The sequence below is a fragment of the Micromonospora sp. WMMD1219 genome, from assembly GCF_049315215.1.
GTDB classification, from domain to species: Bacteria; Actinomycetota; Actinomycetes; order Mycobacteriales; family Micromonosporaceae; genus Micromonospora; species Micromonospora tulbaghiae.
Map to the genome: position 1 here is coordinate 1,185,029 of NZ_CP186057.1, position 19,812 is coordinate 1,204,840.

At 73.6% G+C, this 19,812-nt stretch carries 21 protein-coding genes and 1 riboswitch; of the genes, 12 read left to right on the top strand and 9 right to left on the bottom strand.

The features are described from left to right. The first annotated feature begins 7 nt into the window (after window positions 1-7). Window positions 8-138, top strand: a riboswitch (cyclic di-AMP (ydaO/yuaA leader). 4 nt (window positions 139-142) lie between these two features. Further along, window positions 143-1,171: a coiled-coil domain-containing protein gene (locus ACN27C_RS05605; protein ID WP_422750648.1), complete on the top strand. Its 1,029-nt coding sequence runs from the start codon at window positions 143-145 to the stop codon at window positions 1,169-1,171. Window positions 1,172-1,228: 57 nt separating this feature from the next. On the opposite strand, the gene ACN27C_RS05610 is transcribed toward ACN27C_RS05605, so the two are convergent. After that, on the bottom strand, window positions 1,229-1,882 hold the full coding sequence (locus ACN27C_RS05610; RefSeq protein ID WP_120571956.1) for a carbonic anhydrase: 654 nt from the start codon (window positions 1,880-1,882) through the stop codon (window positions 1,229-1,231). Between the two features lie 167 nt (window positions 1,883-2,049). On the opposite strand from ACN27C_RS05610, the gene ACN27C_RS05615 reads away from it, so the two are divergent. Then, window positions 2,050-2,391: a helix-turn-helix transcriptional regulator gene (locus tag ACN27C_RS05615; RefSeq protein WP_422750649.1), complete on the top strand. Its 342-nt coding sequence runs from the start codon at window positions 2,050-2,052 to the stop codon at window positions 2,389-2,391. Window positions 2,392-2,447: 56 nt separating this feature from the next. Beyond that, a complete protein-coding gene (mycP, locus tag ACN27C_RS05620) occupies window positions 2,448-3,686 on the top strand; it encodes a type VII secretion-associated serine protease mycosin (RefSeq protein WP_233585693.1) in 1,239 nt (412 codons plus the stop codon). A gap of 60 nt (window positions 3,687-3,746) precedes the next feature. Here mycP and ACN27C_RS05625 read toward each other — a convergent pair whose 3' ends face one another. From ACN27C_RS05625 to eccCa, 7 genes are all read right to left on the bottom strand, one after another. Next, entirely contained in the window at window positions 3,747-4,028 is a 282-nt protein-coding gene (locus ACN27C_RS05625) for a WXG100 family type VII secretion target (protein ID WP_013283773.1), read from the bottom strand. A 28-nt stretch (window positions 4,029-4,056) separates the two neighbouring features. Continuing rightward, window positions 4,057-4,365, bottom strand: a complete 309-nt coding sequence (locus ACN27C_RS05630) for a WXG100 family type VII secretion target (RefSeq protein WP_013283772.1) — start codon at window positions 4,363-4,365, stop codon at window positions 4,057-4,059. A gap of 214 nt (window positions 4,366-4,579) precedes the next feature. Continuing rightward, complete coding sequence (locus tag ACN27C_RS05635) at window positions 4,580-4,849, bottom strand: hypothetical protein (protein ID WP_422750650.1); 270 nt, start codon at window positions 4,847-4,849, stop codon at window positions 4,580-4,582. A 12-nt stretch (window positions 4,850-4,861) separates the two neighbouring features. After that, complete coding sequence (locus ACN27C_RS05640) at window positions 4,862-5,590, bottom strand: hypothetical protein (RefSeq protein ID WP_121684416.1); 729 nt, start codon at window positions 5,588-5,590, stop codon at window positions 4,862-4,864. A gap of 31 nt (window positions 5,591-5,621) precedes the next feature. After that, complete coding sequence (locus tag ACN27C_RS05645) at window positions 5,622-5,915, bottom strand: hypothetical protein (protein ID WP_120571960.1); 294 nt, start codon at window positions 5,913-5,915, stop codon at window positions 5,622-5,624. A gap of 18 nt (window positions 5,916-5,933) precedes the next feature. Then, entirely contained in the window at window positions 5,934-6,344 is a 411-nt protein-coding gene (locus ACN27C_RS05650) for a YbaB/EbfC family nucleoid-associated protein (protein ID WP_422750651.1), read from the bottom strand. A 74-nt stretch (window positions 6,345-6,418) separates the two neighbouring features. Further along, window positions 6,419-10,384, bottom strand: coding sequence for a type VII secretion protein EccCa (eccCa, locus tag ACN27C_RS05655; protein WP_422750652.1), 3,966 nt, complete (start codon window positions 10,382-10,384; stop codon window positions 6,419-6,421). Between the two features lie 169 nt (window positions 10,385-10,553). Here eccCa and eccD point away from each other — a divergent pair, with 169 nt between their 5' ends. Further along, window positions 10,554-11,951: a type VII secretion integral membrane protein EccD gene (gene eccD / locus ACN27C_RS05660; RefSeq protein WP_120571963.1), complete on the top strand. Its 1,398-nt coding sequence runs from the start codon at window positions 10,554-10,556 to the stop codon at window positions 11,949-11,951. Here eccD and ACN27C_RS05665 read toward each other — a convergent pair. After that, window positions 11,935-13,107, bottom strand: coding sequence for a type VII secretion protein EccE (locus ACN27C_RS05665; RefSeq protein WP_121684413.1), 1,173 nt, complete (start codon window positions 13,105-13,107; stop codon window positions 11,935-11,937). The genes eccD and ACN27C_RS05665 overlap by 17 nt on opposite strands. 162 nt (window positions 13,108-13,269) lie before the next feature. Between ACN27C_RS05665 and eccB the strand changes: the two genes are divergently transcribed. The 8 genes from eccB to ACN27C_RS05705 all read left to right on the top strand — a co-directional run bounded on the left by eccB (window position 13,270) and on the right by ACN27C_RS05705 (window position 19,758). Next, entirely contained in the window at window positions 13,270-14,739 is a 1,470-nt protein-coding gene (gene eccB / locus ACN27C_RS05670) for a type VII secretion protein EccB (protein WP_121684412.1), read from the top strand. A 149-nt stretch (window positions 14,740-14,888) separates the two neighbouring features. Beyond that, a complete protein-coding gene (locus ACN27C_RS05675; RefSeq protein ID WP_233585692.1) occupies window positions 14,889-15,227 on the top strand; it encodes a hypothetical protein in 339 nt (112 codons plus the stop codon). After that, entirely contained in the window at window positions 15,220-16,506 is a 1,287-nt protein-coding gene (locus tag ACN27C_RS05680) for a WXG100 family type VII secretion target (RefSeq protein ID WP_422750653.1), read from the top strand. Before ACN27C_RS05675 ends, ACN27C_RS05680 begins: the two co-directional genes overlap by 8 nt. Before the next feature lie 161 nt (window positions 16,507-16,667). After that, a complete protein-coding gene (locus tag ACN27C_RS05685; protein ID WP_422750654.1) occupies window positions 16,668-17,123 on the top strand; it encodes a hypothetical protein in 456 nt (151 codons plus the stop codon). Window positions 17,124-17,279: 156 nt separating this feature from the next. After that, window positions 17,280-18,110 carry a hypothetical protein gene (locus tag ACN27C_RS05690; RefSeq protein WP_357899554.1) on the top strand — a complete coding sequence of 277 codons (831 nt, stop codon included), beginning with the start codon at window positions 17,280-17,282 and terminating at the stop codon, window positions 18,108-18,110. Between the two features lie 119 nt (window positions 18,111-18,229). Further along, window positions 18,230-18,574, top strand: coding sequence for a YkvA family protein (locus ACN27C_RS05695; RefSeq protein ID WP_121684409.1), 345 nt, complete (start codon window positions 18,230-18,232; stop codon window positions 18,572-18,574). A 12-nt stretch (window positions 18,575-18,586) separates the two neighbouring features. After that, window positions 18,587-19,000, top strand: coding sequence for a pyridoxamine 5'-phosphate oxidase family protein (locus ACN27C_RS05700; protein ID WP_120571970.1), 414 nt, complete (start codon window positions 18,587-18,589; stop codon window positions 18,998-19,000). A gap of 146 nt (window positions 19,001-19,146) precedes the next feature. Then, window positions 19,147-19,758 carry a C39 family peptidase gene (locus ACN27C_RS05705; RefSeq protein WP_120571971.1) on the top strand — a complete coding sequence of 204 codons (612 nt, stop codon included), beginning with the start codon at window positions 19,147-19,149 and terminating at the stop codon, window positions 19,756-19,758. Window positions 19,759-19,812 lie beyond the last annotated feature (54 nt).

Genomic DNA, 19,812 nt, shown 5'->3' on the forward strand with positions numbered 1-19,812 from the left:
GGCGCCAGCGGTGCCGCCGCCCAATCGCCCGCGGGCGAGCCGGGGAACCAGGTACATGGGGTGAATCCGCGACAGCGGTAGGGGCCACTTCCGTCCCGAACCCGTCAGCTAACCCGGTCGGCGGCCGACGGAAGGGAACACTGTGACGGCACCCCTGCGCCGCTGGCTGACACCCGTGGTGGCCGTGCTGACCTCGCTGGCAGTGCTGGCCGGGCCGGCCCCGGCGACCGCGGCCCCCACCGCGGCGGCCCCCGGCACCCCCTCGGGACACGAGGAGGACGGCGAACCGCCGCTCATCACCGAGGCGATCGACGCCGCCAACCGGAACTTCCTCCAGGCCAAGGCAAAGCTCGCCAAGTCGCAGGACCGCCAGCGGCGGCTGGCGGCCGAGGTGAAGACGGCACAGACCGAACTCGACGCGCTCAGCCCGCAGGTCAACCAGCTCGCCGCCCAGTCCTACCGGACCGGCCGGATGGGCGCCATGGCGATGCTGCTGGAGAGCAACTCGCCCGACTCGTTCGTCCGCCGGGTCAACGCCCTGGACGAGCTGAACCTCCTCAACGCGCAGCGCCTGGCCGCCATCAACGCGGTCAAGACCCGCGCCGAGCAGGCCAAGATCGCGCTCGACGCCGAGGTGCGCGAGCAGGAGAAGCAGAAGAACGCGATGGAGCGCGAGAAGGTACAGGCCGAGCGCGCGCTGAAGCTCGTCGGCGGTCTCGGCTTCACCGGCGGCCTGGTCTCCGCCACCTCACCGGTCGCCAAGATCGCCCCCGGCCGCACGGCCGACGGCGGCTGGAAGGCCGAGTCGTGCAGCGAGGACGACCCGACCACGTCGGGCTGCGTCACCCCGCGCACGCTGCACGCGTACAAGGAGGTCCGCCGCGCGGGCTTCAAGCGCTTCGTGGGCTGCTACCGGCCTGGCGGGCCGTGGGAGCACCCCAAGGGCAAGGCGTGCGACTGGTCGCTCCAGAACAGCGGCTTCGCGCCCTGGCACAACAACGACACCCGCCGGTACGGCAACGAGGTCGCCGCGTTCCTCATCCGCAACGCCGACCGGCTGGGCATCTACTACGTCATCTGGAACCGGCAGATCTGGTTCCCGGCCACCGGCTGGAGTTCGTACAGCGGACCGTCGAACCACACCGACCACGTCCACATGTCGCTGCTCTGACCCGGACACGGTGAAAGGGGCCGCCCTCGGGCGGCCCCTTTTCGTCTTCCCGACGGCTCAGCCGGCCAGCGCCGGGTCGGCGGGCGCCGCCGGAGCGGGCAGCGGGGCCGGGGACTGCGCCACGGTCCGCACCTCGCCGCCGGCGAGCCGGTACGACATGCCCACCACCGTGCACCGCCCGGCCGCCACCCGCTCAGCCAGCACGGCGGAGCGGGCCAGCAGCGTCTCGACGGTCTGCGCGATGTGCACGTCGATGATGCCGTCGAGGTCGTCGACGCCCTGGCGGGAGGCGCGCAGCAGGCTGGGCGAGACCGCGTCCACCACCGCGCCCAGGTGCCCGACCAGAGCGGACCCGGTCCGGAACCCCTCCCGGGCGGCTTGGACCGCGCCGCACGAGTCGTGCCCGAGCACCACCACGAGCGGCGTGCCGAGCACGGTGACCGCGTACTCGACGCTGCCGAGCACCTCCGGCCCGGCGGTGTGCCCGGCCGTACGCACCACGAAGAGGTCACCGAGACCGCGGTCGAAGATGATCTCGGCGGCGAGCCGTGAGTCGGAGCAGCCGACGATCACCGCGAAGGGATGCTGGCCGTCGGCGACAGCCGCGCGGTGCCCGGCGTCCTGATTCGGATGCTGCGGGGCACCGGTGACGAACCGGTGGTTACCGGCACGCAGTTCGGTCAGTGCCTGCTCCGGGGTGCTCGGCGTCATGTCCCTCACCTCGTCTACCTGGGGAACTACCGGGCCGAACGGCCTCGCGACCCACGGTCACACGCACCTCGGGGCCCGTCAAGATTCGTGATACGCATTTCATACTTTCCCGTTGCCACCCGCCCTCGGCCCGCGCCGATTCGGCCGGTGGCGGCGGTGGCCATAGCATGACCACCATGGCGACCACACCAGTTGAGGACGGGAGCCGCCGTAACTGGACCTTCCTCACCAACCACGGCCACGTGCTGCTCGCGATCGCGCGCAACCCCACCGCCCGGCTGCGCGACGTGGCCGACGAGGTGGGTGTGACCGAACGGGCGGCCCAGGCCATCGTCGCCGACCTGGAAGCAGGGGGTTACCTGCGGCGTACGCGGGTGGGACGGCGCAACAAGTACACGATCAACCCGAAGGGCCGCTTCCGGCACCCGGCCGAGGCCGACCAGCAGGTCGGCGCCCTGCTGGCCCTCTTCGCCGCCGAGCCGGCCGGGGACGCCACCGCCGACAGGTGACCCGGACCGGCACCACGAGTGCCCGCACGGGCGGGCGCGGCGGGTAATCTCACCGCGTGCGCGACAGCTTGCGGCCGGGCGCGACCACGGGACGCGTCCGGGCCGGACACCGGATCAGGTCCGTCCTCTCCGGAGCGACGGTCACCGCCCTGCTCGGCGGCGCGCTGGCGGTGCCCGCGCCCGCGCAGGCCGCCCCGAAGTGCGGCCCGGCCGGCGGCCCCGCACCCACCGAGGTGCCGTGGGCGCTGAGCCGCCTCGACCCGGCCGCGGCGTGGCGGATCGGCAAGGGCGCGGGAACCACCGTGGCGGTGATCGACTCCGGGGTCTCGCCGGCCCACCCCCTGCTGCGCGGGCGGGTGCTGCCGGGTGAGGACTTCAACCAGCTCGTCCGCCTGAAGGGGCAGTGCGACCTGGTCGGCCACGGCACCATGGTCGCGGGCATCATCGCCGGCCGGGAGGGCACCGGCTCGCCGTACACCGGCATCGCGCCGGAGGCGAAGATCCTGCCGCTGCGGGTGCTGGCCGAGAACAAGGAGAACTTCGACCCGGACGTGCCGGCCGAGATCGGCAAGGCGATCCGCTGGGCCGTCGACCACGACGCCGACGTGATCAACCTGTCCCTGGTCACGCTCGACGACCCGGCGCTGAAGTCCGCCGTGCAGTACGCGCTCGCCAAGGACGTGGTGGTCGTCGCCTCCGCCGGCAACCGGCAGGAGAACCGGGAGGACCGGCCGGCCTACCCGGCGGCGTACGACGGTGTCGTGGCCGTCGCCGGAATCGACGAGCAGGGCGGGCACGTCGGCAGCTCGGTCAGCGGGGACTATGTGGACATCGCCGGCCCCGGACTGAACATCGTCGGGCCCGCGCCGCAGGGATCCGGATACCGGGCCGAGCCGCAGGGCGGGACGAGCTTCGCCACCGCGTACGTCTCCGGGGTGGCCGCGCTGGTGCGGGCCGCACACCCGGACATCAGCGCCGACGAGGTCGCCTACCGGCTGACCCGCACCGCCGACAACCCGCCCGACGGGCACAACGCCGAGGTCGGCTTCGGGATGGTCAACCCGTACCGGGCGGTCACCAGCCTGCTGGGCACCCGGAGCGATCCGCCGCTGGGCGCGATGCCGCCACCGGCGCCGCCCACCGATCCGCTGGCCTGGCAGCGCACCGTCGCGATCTGGGTGGCCGTCGTCGGCGCGCTGCTGGCCGGCGTCCTGCTGACGCTGCGCCCCATCGTGGTACGCGGACGCCGGCGCGGGTGGCGGCCCGGCCGGCGCGACGTCCCGCAGGACGCCTGAGAAACACGACGGCTCCGCCCGGCGCGAGCCGGAGCGGAGCCGCTGTGGACCGGTCGGGGGTCAGTTGCCCCAGACCTTGGAGTTGCTCATCTCCGTGGTCATGTAGTTCTCACGCGCGATGCCCACGGCGCCGCCGATCTCGTTCAGGACCTTGTTGATGTCCCGCACGGCGGCGTCCCACTGAGCCTGGTGCTGCTGGTAGGCGGCCCGGTCCTGGCCCTCCCACTCGAGCTTGGTCAGCATCGCCCGCAGCGTGTCCAGCTTCTCGTCGATGGTCCGCGAGATGGCCTGCATCTGCTGGTTGCTGCTCTCCAGAACAGCGTAATCAACCTTGATGCTCATCGATTCCTCCTCTGCCTGTCTTCGCGGATCACGGGTTGAGAGCAGCGTGGAACTTGTCCAGCATCTGCTGCTGCTCTTCGTCGTTGACCTGGTGCGTGGTGCCCGACTTGTCGAGCAGATCCGCGATGTTGTCCATCGCGGTCAGCAGCTTCGTGGTGTCCTCGTTCCAGCGAGTCATCAGGCTCTGGAAGCCCGTGGACGCCTGGCCCTTCCAGGCCATCGCCAGGTCGTCGACCACGTTCCACAGCTTCTTGAGCTCGCCGTCGACATCGCTGCGCGTGGACCGCACGTCACTCGCGGCGGTGTGCAGAGTCGCTGCACTGACCTCGAACGCCATGCTTCACACCCTTCCGTCATCTTGTGGCGGCGGTTCCGCCGCGCCCTCCCCCGCGGCAAGGCGTACACACCCCACCGACGGACACTTCATCCGAACCGTAGCGGACGATGTCCAACCCGCGCAGCCCTGCTGGCCCATCGTCGTATTCCGACATCCCACTGTCGACAGACGCGTTCTCGCACCCTGAGTACGGGTTGGACGGTCGAGCCCGAGGTCAGGACCGTTCGCGTGACGATTTGACGATCATCGACACGCCGAACACCAGCACCGCGACCAGCATCACCACCACGGCCCACAGCATCGGCTTCTCGAACGCCCGCTGGAACGACAGCACCAGAAGCGCCGCGCAGGTGCTCAGCGACACCACCTCGGCGGCCCGCCGCAGCCGCACCGAGCGGGTCAGCGCGGCGAACAGCATCAGGACCACGAAGACCGGGATGGTCAGCAGGACGTACAGCAGCAGCGAGAAGAGCAAAGTGTCCATGCGTCGCTCCCGTCACCCGTAGAACTTGGCGTCCCGCACCCAGTCGATCTTGATGTCCTTGATGTCCGGGTCCGAGCCGGTCGGCGCCCAGCCCGGGCGGGAGTCAGCGGTGAAGGTGAACCGGTTGTCCGTGTGGAAGGCGGCCAGCAGCGCGTGCAGCAGCGCGCTGATCTCGCCGAAGACCAGGACCAGCACGGCGGCGGTGGCGGTCAGGCCGACGATGCCGATGGCCTGGGCCAGTGCGGTGGTGGCGGGGAAGAACTGGAGCGCGATCGAGGCGATCACCGCGACCAGGATCGGCATGAGCGCCTGGGCCAGCCCGGAGATCGCGTCGTTGTACGCGTCCCGGGCGGCGGTGAGCGTGTCCCGGTTGGCGGCGAACGCCTCGGCCAGCGAGTTGATCTCCGCCCCGAGCTTGCGGAGGAACAGGTCGAACGCGTCGCGGTCGTCGAAGTCCCACTCCGCCGCGTCCGGCGGGACCGCCGCCATGGCCGCGCCGAACTGGTCCGCGCCGAGCAGGCGGGCCGCCTCGTCCCACTTCTTGATCGACTCGTTGACCTGCTGGTTGTCGAACGACTCCAGGTAGAGGATCGTGCCGATCAGCGCCGCCGAGGCGACGATCCAGACCACGTTGCCCTTGGCGATGGCCGCCGCCGACCGGACCGGAGCCGTGGTCTCGGCGACCGTCACGGTGCCGGTCACCGTCCCCGAGGCGTTGGCGATGAGGATCTCCGGAGGCATCAGGCGTCCTTCCCGTGGCGGACCCGGCCGGTCACTTGACCACCCAGGGCTGATCCGACCTCTCCCAGTTCTTCGCGCTCTGTTCGAGCTGCGCGGCGGCCTTGCGCAGATGCTCCACGCCGGTGCGGACGTTGTCCAGGTGCCCGTCCACAGCCGCGTTGTGCCGCTCCACCGCGCCGGTGCCGAACCAGCTCAGCGCGCCGCCGGGCAGCTTGACCTCGCCCAGCAACGTCTCGACGTTGCGCAGGTATTGAATCGGGCCGTCCGGGGCGTCGAGCATCCTGCCCGCCTTCCGGATCGCGTCGACGTCGACGGTGTTCGGCATCGCCGGCCTTCCTCTCGTTCAGCGCCGCAGGTTGCGGGTCGGGTCGGACACGTCCACCCCGAACTGACGGAACCAGTCCTCCGGGGTCAGCGTGCCGTCCTGCGCCCGGCGGACCATCTCGGAGTCGCCGAGCATCTCGCCCAGCATCTCGCGCTGGCGCTCCTCGAAGGCCGCGTAGGCGGCGTCGATCGCCGCCTGCATCGCCTCGGCCAGGGAGAAGCTGTCCAGCCGCATCGCCCGCGCGTTGAGCTCGATGTCGCCGACCTTCATGTCGCCGTCCAGCGTCACCCGCACCAGCCCGTCCGGGCTCTCTCCGGTGACCCGCAGTTCGGCACGCTGCCGCTGGAGATCGGCCAGCCGGCGCTGCTGTTCCTGCGCCTGCCGCAGCAGGCCCTCCATGGCCGCACCGAAACCCGACGGGCTGCTCACCTGCGCGCCCCTCTCCACTCGCGACGATCGATCGCGCCGACGCTACCGGACCGGGCCGCCCGGCGTCCGTCCCGTCAGGCCGGTTCCGTCCACGCGGTCTGGATCAGCTGCTGGCCGTCGCGGCGGCGGACGAGCGTGCCCCGGCCCGGCGGCTGCGGGGTCGGCCGCAGGTTGCCGAAGACGGCACCCTCCTCCCGGCTGCCGGACATCAGCAGGCCCGGCGAGTCCAGCTCGCGCAGGCGTTGCAGCACCGGCTCGTACAGCGCCCGGGCCACACCGCCGACCCGGCGCGTGATGATCAGGTGCAGGCCGATGTCCCGCGCCTGCGGCAGCAGTTCGTGCAGCGCGCTCAGCGGGTTGCTGCCACCGGAGGCCACCAGGTCGTAGTCGTCCACCAGGATGTACAGGTCCGGGCCCTTCCACCAGCTCCGGTCGCGAAGCTGCGCGGTGGTCACGTCCGGGCCGGGCAGCCGGTTCTGCAACGCGCTGCGGATCGAGCCGAGGCCCTGGCTGAACACCTGGTTCGACGGCGCGTAGTCGAGCAGGTGGTCACCCTCGACCGCGCCCAGCAGACCGCGCCGGTAGTCGGCGATGACCAGCCGCGCCTGGGCCGGGGTGTACCGCTCGGCGATCCCCCGGGCGATCAGCCGCAGCAGGTTGGTCTTGCCGCACTCGGCGTCGCCGAACACGGTCAGGTGCGGCTCGCCGGCCAGGTCCAGGTAGACCGGGGCGAGCGCGGACTCGTTCACGCCGATCGGGATGCCCGGGGCGGACCGGTCGACCACCTTCGCCAGCTCGGTGACCGCCAGCCTGCGCGGCAGCAGCCGGACCTTCGGTGCCGGCTGCCCCGGCCAGTTCGACGCGACGTGACCCGCGAGCGCCACCGACGCCTCGGTCAGGTCCTCGATGTCGCGCTTGCCGTCGATCCGCGAGATCGCGGTCAGGAAGTGCAACTTGTCCCGGGTCAGGCCGCGGCCGGGCGCGCCCACCGGCACGTTCTGCGCCGCCCGCCGGTCGATCTCCGACTCCGACGGGTCACCGAGCCGCAGCTCCAGCTTGGTGCCGAGCAGATCCCGCATGTTGATCCGGATCTCCGCCCACCGCACCGCCGTGATCACCACGTGGACGCCGAAGCCGAGACCCCGGTTCGCCAGGTTCGTGATCGTCTGCTCCAGCTCCTCGTACTCCTGGCGCAGCGTGTTCCAGCCGTCCACCACGAGGAAGACGTCACCGAACGGGTCGTCGGCGAACTCACCGGCCGCCCGGCGGCGCCGGTAGCTCGCCACCGAGTCGATGCCGTGCTGGGTGAACCGGTTCTCCCGCTCGTCGATCACGGCGACCACCTCGGCCACCGTCCGCCGGACCGCCTCGACGTCGCGCCGGCCCGCGACCCCCGAGGTGTGCGGCAGCCCGTCCAGGCTGCGCAGCGCGCCGCCGCCGAAGTCGAGGCAGAAGAACTGCACCTCGCGCGGCGTGTGGGTGAGCGCCAGCGAGGCCAGCATCGAGCGCAGCATGGTGCTCTTGCCGCTCAGCGACGCCCCGACGATCACCACGTTGCCGCCGGCCCCGGCCAGGTCGACCATCATCGGGTCGCGGCGCTGCTCGTACGGCCGGTCCACGATGCCGACCGGCACGGCGAGCCGGCCGCGGCCCGGCCAGTCGGCGGTGGTCAGGCCGAACGTCGGGTGCACGCTCAGCTTGGGCAGCAGCTCGGCCAGCCCGGACGGCTCGGCCAGCGGCGGCAGCCAGACCTGGTGCGCCGGCTTGCCCCGGCCCTTGAGCTGGTCGATCAGCACGTCCAGCATCGCCACGGCCTTGCCGTCGCCGCTCTGCTCCGGCTCCGGGGCCGCCTCGGCGGGGCTCGGCTGGGCCGGCACCGGCACGTAGTCGATGCCGTACGGGACGATCCGGCGCTGCACCTGCGCCCGGGTGGAGCGCTGCACCTGCCCCGGGGCCCGGTACGGGCCGGACACGTACGCGGCGCGGAACCGCAGCATGGTAGCGGTGTCGGTCTTCAGGTAGCCGTGACCCGGCGCGCTGGGCAGCTCGTACGCGTCCGGCACGCCGAGCACGATCCGGCTCTCCACCGCCGAGAACGTGCGCAGACCGATCCGGTACGACAGGTGCGTGTCCAGGCCGCGCAGCTTGCCCTCCTCCAGCCGCTGCGAGGCGAGCAGCAGGTGCACGCCGAGCGACCGGCCGAGGCGGCCGATCATCACGAACAGGTCGATGAAGTCCGGCTTGGCGGCCAGCAGCTCGGAGAACTCGTCACAGATGATCAGCAGGCTGGGCATCGGCTCCAGCGGCTCACCGGCGGCCCGCGCCTTCTCGTAGTCGTACCGGGAGACGTAGTTGCCCGCCGCCCGCAGCACCTCCTGCCGGCGGTTCATCTCACCGGCCAGCGCGTCCCGCATGCGGTCGACCAGCGGCAGCTCGTCGGAGAGGTTGGTGATCACCGCACTGGTGTGCGGCAACGCGTCCAGCGAGGCGAAGGTGGCGCCACCCTTGAAGTCGACGAGGACGAAGTTCAGCTCCTCCGACGAGTGCGTCACCGCGAGCGCCGCGACCACCGTACGCAGCAGCTCGCTCTTGCCGGAACCGGTCGCGCCGATCACCAGGCCGTGCGGGCCCATGCCCTCGTGCGCGGACTCCTTGAAGTCCAGCTCCACCACGTTGCCGTCCGGTCCCAGGCCGAGCGGGATGCGCAGCCGGTCGCGGTGGCTGCGCGGACGCCAGGTCTGCCGGGTGTCCACTGTGGCGGCGTCGCCGACGCCGAGCAGGTCGGGCAGCTCCATGCTGCGGGCCAGCGGCTCCTCGGTGCTGGCGCCCTGCTGCTGGGAGAGCCGGAACGGGGCGATCTGCCGGGCCAGCCCCTCGGCCGCGCTCAGGGACAGCCGGTCCGGCCGGCCCAGCCGCGAGGTGGCGGTGCCGCGGACCAGGTCGAGCCCGGTGCCGTCCCCGGCGTCCAGGCAGAGCAGCCAGCGCCCGGCGTCGCGCGGGACCGCGCCGGACAGGTCGAACACGGTCGAGCCGAGCAGGCCCGGCCCGGTCAGCGCGCACGTCGCCGAGACCTCGCCGCCGTCCAGCACCACCACCACGTGCGGCGCGGTGGTCAGCGGCTTCGCCTCCGGCGCGAACCGGGGCCGACCGCCCAGATCCTGGGCCAGCGCGGTCTCCGCCTCGTCCAGCGCGGCGAACACCATCCGGCGCGCGCCCGCCGCGTCCGTACGCCCCGGGTGCTGGGCGTGCGGCAGCCACTTCACCCAGTCCCAGGCCGCCTGCCGGTCCGGCGCGGCCACCACGACCACCAGGAGGTCCTCCGGGGCGTGGAACGTGACGAGCTGGCCCAGCGCGGCCCGGGTCAGGTCGAGCACCGGCTCCCGGTCGCCGCGCAACGCGATCCGGCTGAACGCGCGCAGCGACAGCGCGGTCGGCAGGTCCGGCACGCTGGAGTGGGCCCGGACGAACCGGCGCAGCGCGATCGCGCTCATCGGTTCCAGGTCCTCCACCGGCTTGGTCTCCGGCGGCACGATCTCCACCGCCAGCCGCTGCGGGCCGAGCGCGATCCGCACCTCGCCGAAGTCGTCCTCGGTGATCCGCCGCTCCCAGAGCCGGCGGGAGGCGGCGATCGACCAGAGCGCGTCCGGCTCCGGGTGCCGCCAGGTCATCGCGGCGCGCTGCTGCTCGGCCGCCCGCCGGGTGCGCTTGCGCATCTGCGCGAGATAGCGCATGTAGTCGCGCCGCTGCGCGTTCAGCTCGGCCTTGTCGTTGCCGCCGTTGCCGAGCGTGCCGATCGCCATGCCCAACATGGACACACCGAACAGGCCACCCGCGACGTACGTCATCATGCCGCCGCCACGGCCGGCGTAGAGGAACGCCATCGCGCCGACGCCGCAGAGCATCGGCAGGATCATCAGCACCTGGCCCATGCCCTTGGCCTGCGGCTCCGGCAGCTCGGGCGGGGATTCCAGCAGCACCTCGCCGCGCGGCAGCGCGGGCCCCGGTTGACGCGGAAGTCGGCGGAACACCACCGTACTCACGGCTCTCCCCTCCCCAGAAGTGGCCCTGATCGTGGTCTGCCACCGCCGGTGAGCGTCGGGTGGGCAACCTGTGCGACCGCCATCGTAGGTAATCTCCCGGTGGCGTCGTGGACCCGTGGGGGCGACGCCGACGGCCCAGCGGATCGTATGCGAGCACGAGGAGGCCACTGTGGCGACGAAGACGGCGACCGGTGGGCTGAGCCGGATCACCATCGTGGCGCCGCGTACCAGGATGGATCTGGCGCTGCCGTCCGACGTGCCGCTCGCCGACCTGCTTCCCACGCTGCTGCGGTACGCGGGCGAGGACCTGGCCGACGAGGGCGTGCGGCACGGCGGCTGGGCGCTGTCCCGGCTCGGCGGTCAGCCGCTCGACGGCGGCCGGACCGCCGCGCAGCTCGGCGTCCGCGACGGCGAGGTGCTCTACTTCAACCCGCGCGCCGCGACCGCCCCCGAGATCGTCTTCGACGACGTGGTGGACGCGGTCGCCACCTCCACCACCCAGCGGGCGGGCGCCTGGCAGGTCGGCACCACGCGGACGTTCGCGGTCCTGCTGGCCGCCTCGGCGCTCGCCGCGGGCGCGGTGGCGACGCTGCTCACCGGCCCGCCGCAGCTTCCCGGCGCGGCGGCCGCGTTCGTGGTCGCGGTGGCGCTGCTGGTCGGCGCCGCGGTGCTGTCCCGCGCCGCCGGCGACAGCCGCACCGGCGCGGTGCTGGCCCTGGTCGGGATCGGTTACGCGGGCGTCGGCGGCCTGCTGGTGCTGGCCGGGGACCGGACCCTCGGCGAGCTGGCGAGTCCGCACGTCCTGCTCGCCGGCACCGCCGTGGTGGTCTTCGGCGCGGTCGCCGCGCTCGCCGTCGGCGACCGCCTGCCGCTGTTCCTCGGCGCGGTGGGCGTGGGTGCGGCGGTCGGCCTCGGCGCGGTGCTCAGCCTGGCCTTCGACATCGGCGCGGCGGCCTCGGCGGCGGTGGTCGCGACGGTCGCGTTCGGCGCGCTGCCCGCGCTGCCGATGCTCGCCTACCGCCTGGCCCGCCTGCCGGTGCCGTCCATTCCCACCGGCCCGGACGACCTCAAGACCGACACCGAGTCGGTGGACGGGCCGTCGGTGCTGCGCAACAGCGAGCGCGCCGACGCGTTCCTCACCGGCCTGCTCTGGACCGTCTCGCTGCTGGTGCTCGGCGGCGAGGTGGTGCTGGCCGGGAACGGCCGGCTCCCGGCGGTCCTGCTCTGCCTGGTGCTGGCGCTGCTGTCGCTGCTGCGGGCACGCCCGTTCCTCAGCCGCGCCCAGCGCACGCCGGTGCTGCTGTCCGGCACCGTCGGCCTGGGGCTGGTCGCCGCCGCCACGTTCGCCGCCGGCTCGCTGGCGACACGCCTCGGGCTGATCCTGGGCGGCCTGGCCGTGCTGGCCGTGATCAGCCTGGTCTACGGCCTGACCGTGGCCGGCAAGCGGATCTCCCCGGTCTGGGGCCGGACCCTGGACATCGTCGAGATCCTGCTGATCATCGCGCTGGTGCCGCTGGCCGTCTGGGTGTGCGGCGCGTACGGCTGGATCGTCAACCTTCGACCGTGACGGTCCCCATCGCGGTGCCGACCGGCGCGGTGGCGTAGACGCCGGGGCCGTGCTGGCCGTCCAGCGGGCGGGCCGGCACGCCCGCGCGCCGGGCCATCTCCCGGACCGCCTTCACCAGCGCCTCGGCGTGCCCGTCCATGGCTGCCACCCGCAGCAGCGGCGGCACCTGCCGGCCGCCCGGGAGCACCACCGCGGCGACCGTGTGCGAGGGCGCCGAGGTGGCGGTGACGGCGTCCACCAGCGCGCCGAGCGAGCCGTTGGGGCGTACCCGCAGGGCCAGGCAGCGCTGCGTCCAGCCGCCTCCGCGCAGGCTGGTCCACGTCTCCACCGGGGACTCCGGCGCCAGGTCGAGCCCGGCTCCGGACACCACCGCCGCGTGCAGCTCGTTCCGGTCGAGCACCCGGTGACCGAGGCCGGCGGCGTTGAGCGCCTTGCCGAGCCGGCCCACCCCGGCCGCCACCGTGCGGTGCACGCCGCGCAGACCGCCGCCACGGCTCACCGCCTCGGCCCGCGCGTCGGACACCGACAGGCGCAGCGCCACCCACACGGTCCGGTACGCCGACGGCGGCGCGCCGGGCGCCGGGTACCAGACCAGGGTGTGCGAGACGACCTGGGTCTGGGTGACCGGGCCGGAGAAGTCGGCGAGCACCGCCAGGGCGCGGTCCACCACGGCCGCCTCGATCGAGCCGGCGGGCGCGCCGGGACGGCCGGTCAGCGCCAGCGCGGCGAACCAGCCCCGGTCGTCCTGCCCGATGCCGAGCCGGGTGCCGCGCTCGGTCAGCTCCACCACCGTCAGCTCCGGGGCGAGCGCGGCCAGCCTCGGGTCACCACCGGGCGCCGCGCTCCGGGCCCGGTCGCGGCGCCGGCGCAGCCGACGCCGGAGCATCAGATCCTCGTACCACCAGCGGCCGCCCCGGCGCGCGAACGCCGCGACCACCGCCAGCAGCGCCAGGACGGCGACCACCCCGAGCAGCCACGCCGGGCCGGCGGTGGCGAACCAGACCGCGAGCGCGGCGCACTCCACCACCACGAGCTGCCCGACCACGACCGGGCCGAGCCGTCCCCGGCGGCGCTTGTCGGCGGGGGTGACCGGCCGGTCCGGCGGTACGGCGGGAACGGTGGCGGTACGACCGGGTGGCGCCTGGAGCTGCGTCATCGGTGTGCGTCCCTTCTGGACATCCTGGGCATCCGCCGGGCGGGTGCGGTCGTTCGGGCGGCGGACGGGGTCCGGCGCACCCCCGACGGCCCCTTATCGTAGGGAAGCCCGCGGCGCCGTTCGGTCCTGTCGCCGTGGACCCACCCCCGCCGGAGGTTAGTCATGCGGACCCGCCGCGATCAGGTGCAGGCGTACCGGTTCGTCACCCGCCGCATCGTCTCGGCGCTGCTCTCCGGTGATCCGGAGACCAACGACCTGCCGATGCGCCGCCTCGGCATGGCGGTGTTCGGCAGCGTCATCGCGGCGGCCGTGGTGCTCGGCGGCGTGGGCGCGTACGGGCAGCTCACCAGCAACTCCGCGCCGCTGGAGCCGAACACGCTGGTGATCGAGCGGGAGACCGGCGCGACGTACTACTTCGGCGAGGACAAGGTGCTGCGCCCGACGCTCAACTACGCCTCGGCGCGGCTGATCGTCAACGACGCCGCGGCGCAGCCGCGCACCATGTCCCAGGCGTCGATCAAGGACCGTCCACGCGGGCGGCTGGTCGGCATCGTGGGCGCCCCGGACGACCTGCCGGACCGCAAGTCGCTGGTCGGGCTCCCCTGGTCGGTGTGCGACGTGCCGGATCCGAACGACCCGCAGCGCTCCACCACGCACCTGGTGATCGACCGCGCGCTGCCCGGCGGTACGGCGCTCACCGACCGGGCCGTGGTGGTGCGGACCAGCGACGCCCGCTACCTGCTCACCGGCGGTTCCCGGCTGCGGGTCGCCGGTGACGAGCAGGCGCTGGTGGCGTTGAAGATGGCCGGCGCGACGAACCTGACCGTCGGGCAGCAACTGCTGAACGCGGTGCCGGTCGGGCCGGTGCTGCGCAAGCCGACGATTGCCGGGGACGGCAGCGCCAGCGGGCTGACGGTGGCCGACCGGCCGGCCCGGATCGGCCAGGTCTACCAGGCCGCCGGCCAGTACTACGTGCTCACCCGGCAAGGGCTGGCGACCGTCCGCGAGGTGACCGCGCTGCTGCTGCTCGGCGGCGGCGGCGAGGTGACGCAGATCACACCGGACGAGGCGGGCCGGCTCCTCACCGACCAGCGCCTGGACGCGGACGGCCTGCCGGCCCGGCTGCCGACGCTGCACGAGGTCCGTCCGGGACGGACGGTGCTCTGCGCCACCTACCGGCCCGGCCCGGCCGGTCAGCCGCCGGCCACCACGCTGGAGGTCTTCGACTCTCCGCCGGCCGAGCTGACCTCGGCGACCGCGATGCCGGCCCGGCAGGGCGCCCGGGACGCGGTACGCACCGCCGAGAGCGTGCTGCTGCCCGGCGGCAAGGGCGTGCTGGTGCAGGCCACGGCCGGGGAGAGCGGCAAGGCGGCGGCCGGCTCGACGGTCTACCTGATCACCGCCCAGGGCATCCGCTATCCGCTCGGCACCGCCGGGGGCGACGCGAAGAGCGCGCTCGGGTACGGCGACGTGACGCCGCTCGCCGTACCCGCCTCGCTACTGGCGCTGGTGCCGACCGGTCCGACGCTGTCCCGCGAGGACGCGATGACCTACTTCGATGCGTCGACGCCACCGGGGGCCACCGCGACGCCCTCGGCCGGTGGCGCGGCGGCGCAGGTCCAGGGCGGTTGACCGGCCCCGGACCGATACGAAGTGGAGGATCTCCGTCACGGGTCGCCCGGGTTGGCTCGCTTCGACTAACCTGAGTACGGCGAACGGTTATCGACGATGACTACGGGGATGCAGCCATGACGGGGCGCACGACAGTAGACGTACTGTCCTTGGAGGACTTTCACCAGCGGCTCGAGCGGCGCCTGAACGAGGCGGAGTCGGTGTTGCGCAAGCTCAACACCCAGATGCAGTGCCGCCCGCCGGCGCTCGGCACGTTCACCGACGCGACCGACAACGCACGTCGCTACTCCGAGACCCACCAGAGCTACGTCAACCACGTCGACCGGCTGCGCCGGGCGATCCTGGCCGCCCGCGAGGCGACCCACAAGATCATGACGAACTACAAGACCGCCGAGGCCCGCAACGCCGCCGCCGCGGCCGACATCGCCGCCGCCCTCTCCGGGCTGAACGAGGCGATGAAGCAGCCGAAGGAGGACCCGCGTGTCTGAGTACACCCGGCGCTACGAGCACGTCAGTCACGAAGAGCTCTACCAGGGCGTCAACGCCGGCGACCCGAAGCAGATCGAGGCGCTCAGCGCCCAGTGGACCTCCCTGAAGGGCACGCTCGACGATCTCGGCCGCGACCTGACCGCCGACCTGGAGGCGCTGGCGAAGACCTGGACCGGCGACGCCGCGCGCGAGTTCCACCGCCGGCTGGACATGGTCGTCCGCTACTCCGGCAACCTCGCCGAGGGCATGACGGGTATCCGACAGGGCCTCGACATGATGTCCAGCGAGCTGCGGGCCGCCCAGTCCAAGGCGGAGAGCCCGGAGAAGACCGACGACAACGACAAGCTGCTCTCCAGCGCCGGCAAGGGCTTCCTGATCGGTGGCGCCCCCGGCGCGGTGATCGGCGGGATCGTCGGCCACCAGCAGGACAAGGCCGAGCAGGAGAAGGCGCACCAGCGGATGGTGCAGGTCGTGGCGAAGCTCGCCGAGGGCTACGACTTCTCGGCGTACGGCCGGATCGTCGTACCCGACCCGCCGGAGACCGAGCTGCCCGGCCACGCCGGCAACGGTGACCCGACGCTACAGAACGGGCCGTCGGTGAAGACGCCGTCGTCCGGCCCGAGCCTGGGCAGCTTCGGCCCGGGCGCGAGCGCCACCGCCACCACGTCGGGCGTGCACCACACGGCCCCGACCGGCGGCACGCCGGGCGAGGGCACGCCGGGTGCGGGCACCCCTGGTGGCCAGCCCGGCGCCGGTGCTCCGGGTTCGGTGCCGGTCGGCGGCACCGTCGACCCGGGCGGCACCTCGCTCGCCGGCGCCGCTCCGCTGACCAGCACCGTCGGCGGTCCGACGATCGGCGGCGGCCCGGGCTTCGGTCCCGGCGGCGCCGGCCCGACCACGATGACCGCAGGTGGAGGCGGTGGTGCCCTCTACGGCGCCCCCGGCGTGCTGAGCACCGGCTCGCTCGCGGGCACCGGCGCCAACTCGGCGTCGGCGGCTCGTCTCGGCGGCATGCCCGGCGCTGACAACCGCTCCGCCGCCGGCACGGGCCGGCTCACCTCCGGTCGCGGCCTCGTGGTCGACGCCGGGAGCAAGTCCGCCGGGCGCACCGGCGGCGCCACCGGGCGGCCCGCGATGGCCGGTCGCGGCGGCGTGCTGGGCGGGCGCGGCGGCCACGGCGACGACGAGTCCGACGGCCGGCTGACCTGGCTCACCGAGGACGAGATGGTCTGGGGCGACGGTGACGCCGCCCCGCCGCCGGTGCTCGGCGGCAACTGACCCCGGCATCCACGCGACGGCGCGGCACCCCGGCAGGGGCGCCGCGCCGTCGCGCGTCGGGCCCTGCGTGGGCCTCCGTCCACACCGACCCGTGGGGTGGCTCACGTAAACCGCAAGATCCTTGAGCTGCGAGATCCTCCGCCGACCGATAGGTTGAAACGGTGCTGCCCGTAGCGTTCGCCCCGTCCACCTGGACGGCGACGCTGCGCCGAATCGCCCGCACGGCCGTGGCCGGCCTGGTGCTGATCGTCGGCCTCCAGGGCATCGCCGCCGCACCCGCCCACGCCGACGCGGCCTCGCACGCCAGCATCGCCTCGCACGCCGTCGCCACCGAGCACGTCACGGCGATCGAGCACGTCGGGGCGATCAAGCACGTCACCGCCGTCGGGCACGCCGCGACGCGGCAGGCGGTCACGACCGGCGCCGCACGTTCCGCCGAACTCACGGCGACCGACGCCCCGACCGCCGCGCTGCGGACCACCGGTCCCGGCACCGGCCCGGCCGTCACCGGAGCCCCTTCCGCCGACTCCGCCGGGCCCGTTCCCGGCGTCGAGGTGGTCGCCGCCGCCGACCCCGGCCGGGCGGACATCGCCCGTCGCGGTCCGCCGCGCGCCTGACCGGGCGCCTTTCCGGTACGCCCCGGCGCGGTCCCACGGGCCGCACGCCTCGCGCCCTGCGCGCGTCCCGTCGCGTCTGAAGTCACGACGCGCACCCGCCCGGATGTCCGGGCCACAACCGTTGATCGTCCTTCGTTCCACCACGAGGTGCTGGTGATGCAGACCGTCTTCTCCACCGTCCTGCCCGACATGCCCGCGGCCGCCGTGATCTGGCTGGTCCTGCTCGCCGTGGCCGCGACAGTGGTCGCCGCGCTGATCGTCCGCCCGTCCCGGTTCCGTTCCGAACTGGTCGACCGGATCAGTGACGCCGCCCGGCCGAGCAGCATCGAACGCGCCGAGCGGGCCCGCGTACGGGACCAGGAGCGGATCCGCTACGCCGACGAGGTGGCCGTGGCGGCCTCCCGTGCGACGGCGACCGCCGAGCGGAGCCGCGCCGAGTGGCTGACCGCCCAGGAGGAGGCCGAGGCCGCCTGGCACGCGTACCAGGCGGCCGAGGAGGACGTCCGGCGCCTGAGCGCCGCCGCAGCGCTGCCGCTGCCCCGGACCGCCAAGACCCCGGCCGAGTACGCCGACCGGGAGCGCTGGCTGCACCGGGCCGCGATGGACGCCCAGTGGCGCGACGAGATCACGGTGCGGCAGCTCAGCGACATCCTCGGCGGCAACGGCTGGGATCCGAGCCGGCACCCGGTGGAGCAGGAACTGCTGCTGCGCCGGCTGGTCCGGGACAACATGGCGGCACGGCACCGCGCCGCCACGCAGCGGGAGCAGGCCGCCTGGCAGGCAGCCGAGCGGGCCGCGGCGGCGGCGCAGAGCCTGCGCGACGAGGCGTTCGCGGCACTGCACCCGGTCGCCGAGCCGCAGACCGCGCTCTCCATCGTGGGCTTCGCCGGCCCGGAGACCACCCGGGAACTGCCGGCCGGGACGGGCACCGACGTCACCCGCGAGCTGCCGCCGGTGGCGCGCGGCCGGGCTGCCGTGGCGACCTGAGGACGCCGGCAGCGGCCTGGCGGGACGTCGCCCCGGCCGCGACCCGGCCACGGGCGGACGCTCCTCGCGGCGGGGACGACCGCCGGGCGTGGCGGGCCGGGCTCGACTAGCGTGGTGGCGTGTCCCGTGAAACCTGGGTGCTGGTCGTCCTCGCCGCCGTCCTCGCGGCGGCCATGCTGGCCGGGGCGGTGCTGCTCGCCATCCGGGTGGTCCGCACCCGCCGCATGCTCGGCGCGCTCGGCGCCGGCGGCAAGGTCGCGTTCTACGGCGCGCTGATCTACACGATCCTGCCGGTGGACCTGCTGCCCGACCCGATCTACCTGGACGACATGGGCGTGCTGGCCGGCGCGCTGTTCTACCTGGGCCGGCTGGTCGCCAAGCACCGCGCCGAGCAGCGGGCCGCCCAGTCAGCCCCGGCGGTGCCGCTGGCCGCAGCCCCGCCGCGCCCGTCCGACCGTCCCTGACGAGGAGACAGCATGGCTGGGCATCACCGGCTGGACCCGCACGACGAGCGGGTGGCCCGCTTCTTCGCGGACCGGCACCTCGCCACGCTCACCACACCGCGCGCCGACGGCACCCCGCACGTCGTACCCGTGGGAGTGACCTTCGACCCGGCGGCCCGGCTGGCCCGGGTGATCACCTCAGCCGGGTCGGCCAAGGCCCGGCACGTCGCGGCGGCCGGACCGGACGGCGTCCCGGTCGCGGTGTGCCAGGTCGACGGCCGGTGGTGGCTGACGGTGGAGGGCCGGGCGGTGCTGCGCCGCGACCCGGAGTCGGTGGCCGAGGCGGAGCGCCGGTACGCCGAGCGGTATCGCACGCCGCGTCCGAATCCGGAGCGCGTGGTCATCGAGATCGCGGTGACCGGGCTCCTGGGAAGTCTCCCCGGCTGAGGCTTCTGTCCGGTTCCGCGGTGGCCCCGGTCACGCCCGGAAATGGGCTGCCGCGGCAGGGCGGTTGAACTCTCCGTACGCCGAGCGCCACTCCTGGTGCCGCGTCTCCCGCACGGAGCCATCGACCCCCGAATGGAGCCTCGACCATGAACCCGATCATCCGTAAGTGTGTGCTGTCCGTCGCCGGTCTGGCCGCCGCCGGTGGTGCCGTCGCCGGTCCGGCCGCCGCCGCCCACGCCGCCCCGGTCAAGGGCAAGGGCGACCGCACCGCCGACTACGAGTACCAGGCGCAGCCGAACTTCTTCTACTGCGGTCCCGCCTCGACCCGGATCGCGCTGTCGGCCGAGGGCAAGGACGTGAGCCAGGACGAGCTGGCCGCCAAGCTCGGCACCACCGAGAACGGCACCGACTCGGCCATCGACATCACCCGGGTGCTCAACGAGTACACCGGAGGCAAGTACCGGACCACCGAGATCCGCGACGACGTGGCCACCCGGGAGCAGGTCGAACGCCTGCGCGCGGACATCCGTACCGCTGTGGACGACGACCGGCCGGTGGTGGCGAACATCCTGGGCGGCGCCCGGGACATCGACGGGGTGGAGCACAGCTACCCCGGCCACTACGTGACCGTCGTGCGGTACGAGGGCGACGGCGACCGGGTGCTGATCGCCGACCCGGCCCGGCCGGACGAGCCGACGTACTGGATGGACGTGACCGAGCTGGCCAACTGGATCGCCGGCCGCGGTTACAGCTCCTGACCCGCGACGCCTGACGAACGGGCCGGTCTCCGCTGTGGAGGCCGGCCCGACGCC

Bases quoted from the DNA above. Each gene is read 5' to 3' on its own strand.
- ACN27C_RS05625 (WP_013283773.1), bottom strand. From the start codon at position 4,028: ATGAGCATCAAGGTTGATTACGCTGTTCTGGAGAGCAGCAACCAGCAG.
- ACN27C_RS05615 (WP_422750649.1), top strand. From the start codon at position 2,050: ATGACCACCATGGCGACCACACCAGTTGAGGACGGGAGCCGCCGTAAC.
- ACN27C_RS05645 (WP_120571960.1), bottom strand. From the start codon at position 5,915: ATGCCGAACACCGTCGACGTCGACGCGATCCGGAAGGCGGGCAGGATG.
- ACN27C_RS05640 (WP_121684416.1), bottom strand. From the start codon at position 5,590: ATGCCTCCGGAGATCCTCATCGCCAACGCCTCGGGGACGGTGACCGGC.
- ACN27C_RS05690 (WP_357899554.1), top strand. From the start codon at position 17,280: ATGCAGACCGTCTTCTCCACCGTCCTGCCCGACATGCCCGCGGCCGCC.
- ACN27C_RS05610 (WP_120571956.1), bottom strand. From the start codon at position 1,882: ATGACGCCGAGCACCCCGGAGCAGGCACTGACCGAACTGCGTGCCGGT.
- eccB (WP_121684412.1), top strand. From the start codon at position 13,270: ATGCGGACCCGCCGCGATCAGGTGCAGGCGTACCGGTTCGTCACCCGC.
- ACN27C_RS05700 (WP_120571970.1), top strand. From the start codon at position 18,587: ATGGCTGGGCATCACCGGCTGGACCCGCACGACGAGCGGGTGGCCCGC.
- ACN27C_RS05705 (WP_120571971.1), top strand. From the start codon at position 19,147: ATGAACCCGATCATCCGTAAGTGTGTGCTGTCCGTCGCCGGTCTGGCC.
- ACN27C_RS05630 (WP_013283772.1), bottom strand. From the start codon at position 4,365: ATGGCGTTCGAGGTCAGTGCAGCGACTCTGCACACCGCCGCGAGTGAC.
- ACN27C_RS05635 (WP_422750650.1), bottom strand. From the start codon at position 4,849: ATGGACACTTTGCTCTTCTCGCTGCTGCTGTACGTCCTGCTGACCATC.
- ACN27C_RS05665 (WP_121684413.1), bottom strand. From the start codon at position 13,107: ATGACGCAGCTCCAGGCGCCACCCGGTCGTACCGCCACCGTTCCCGCC.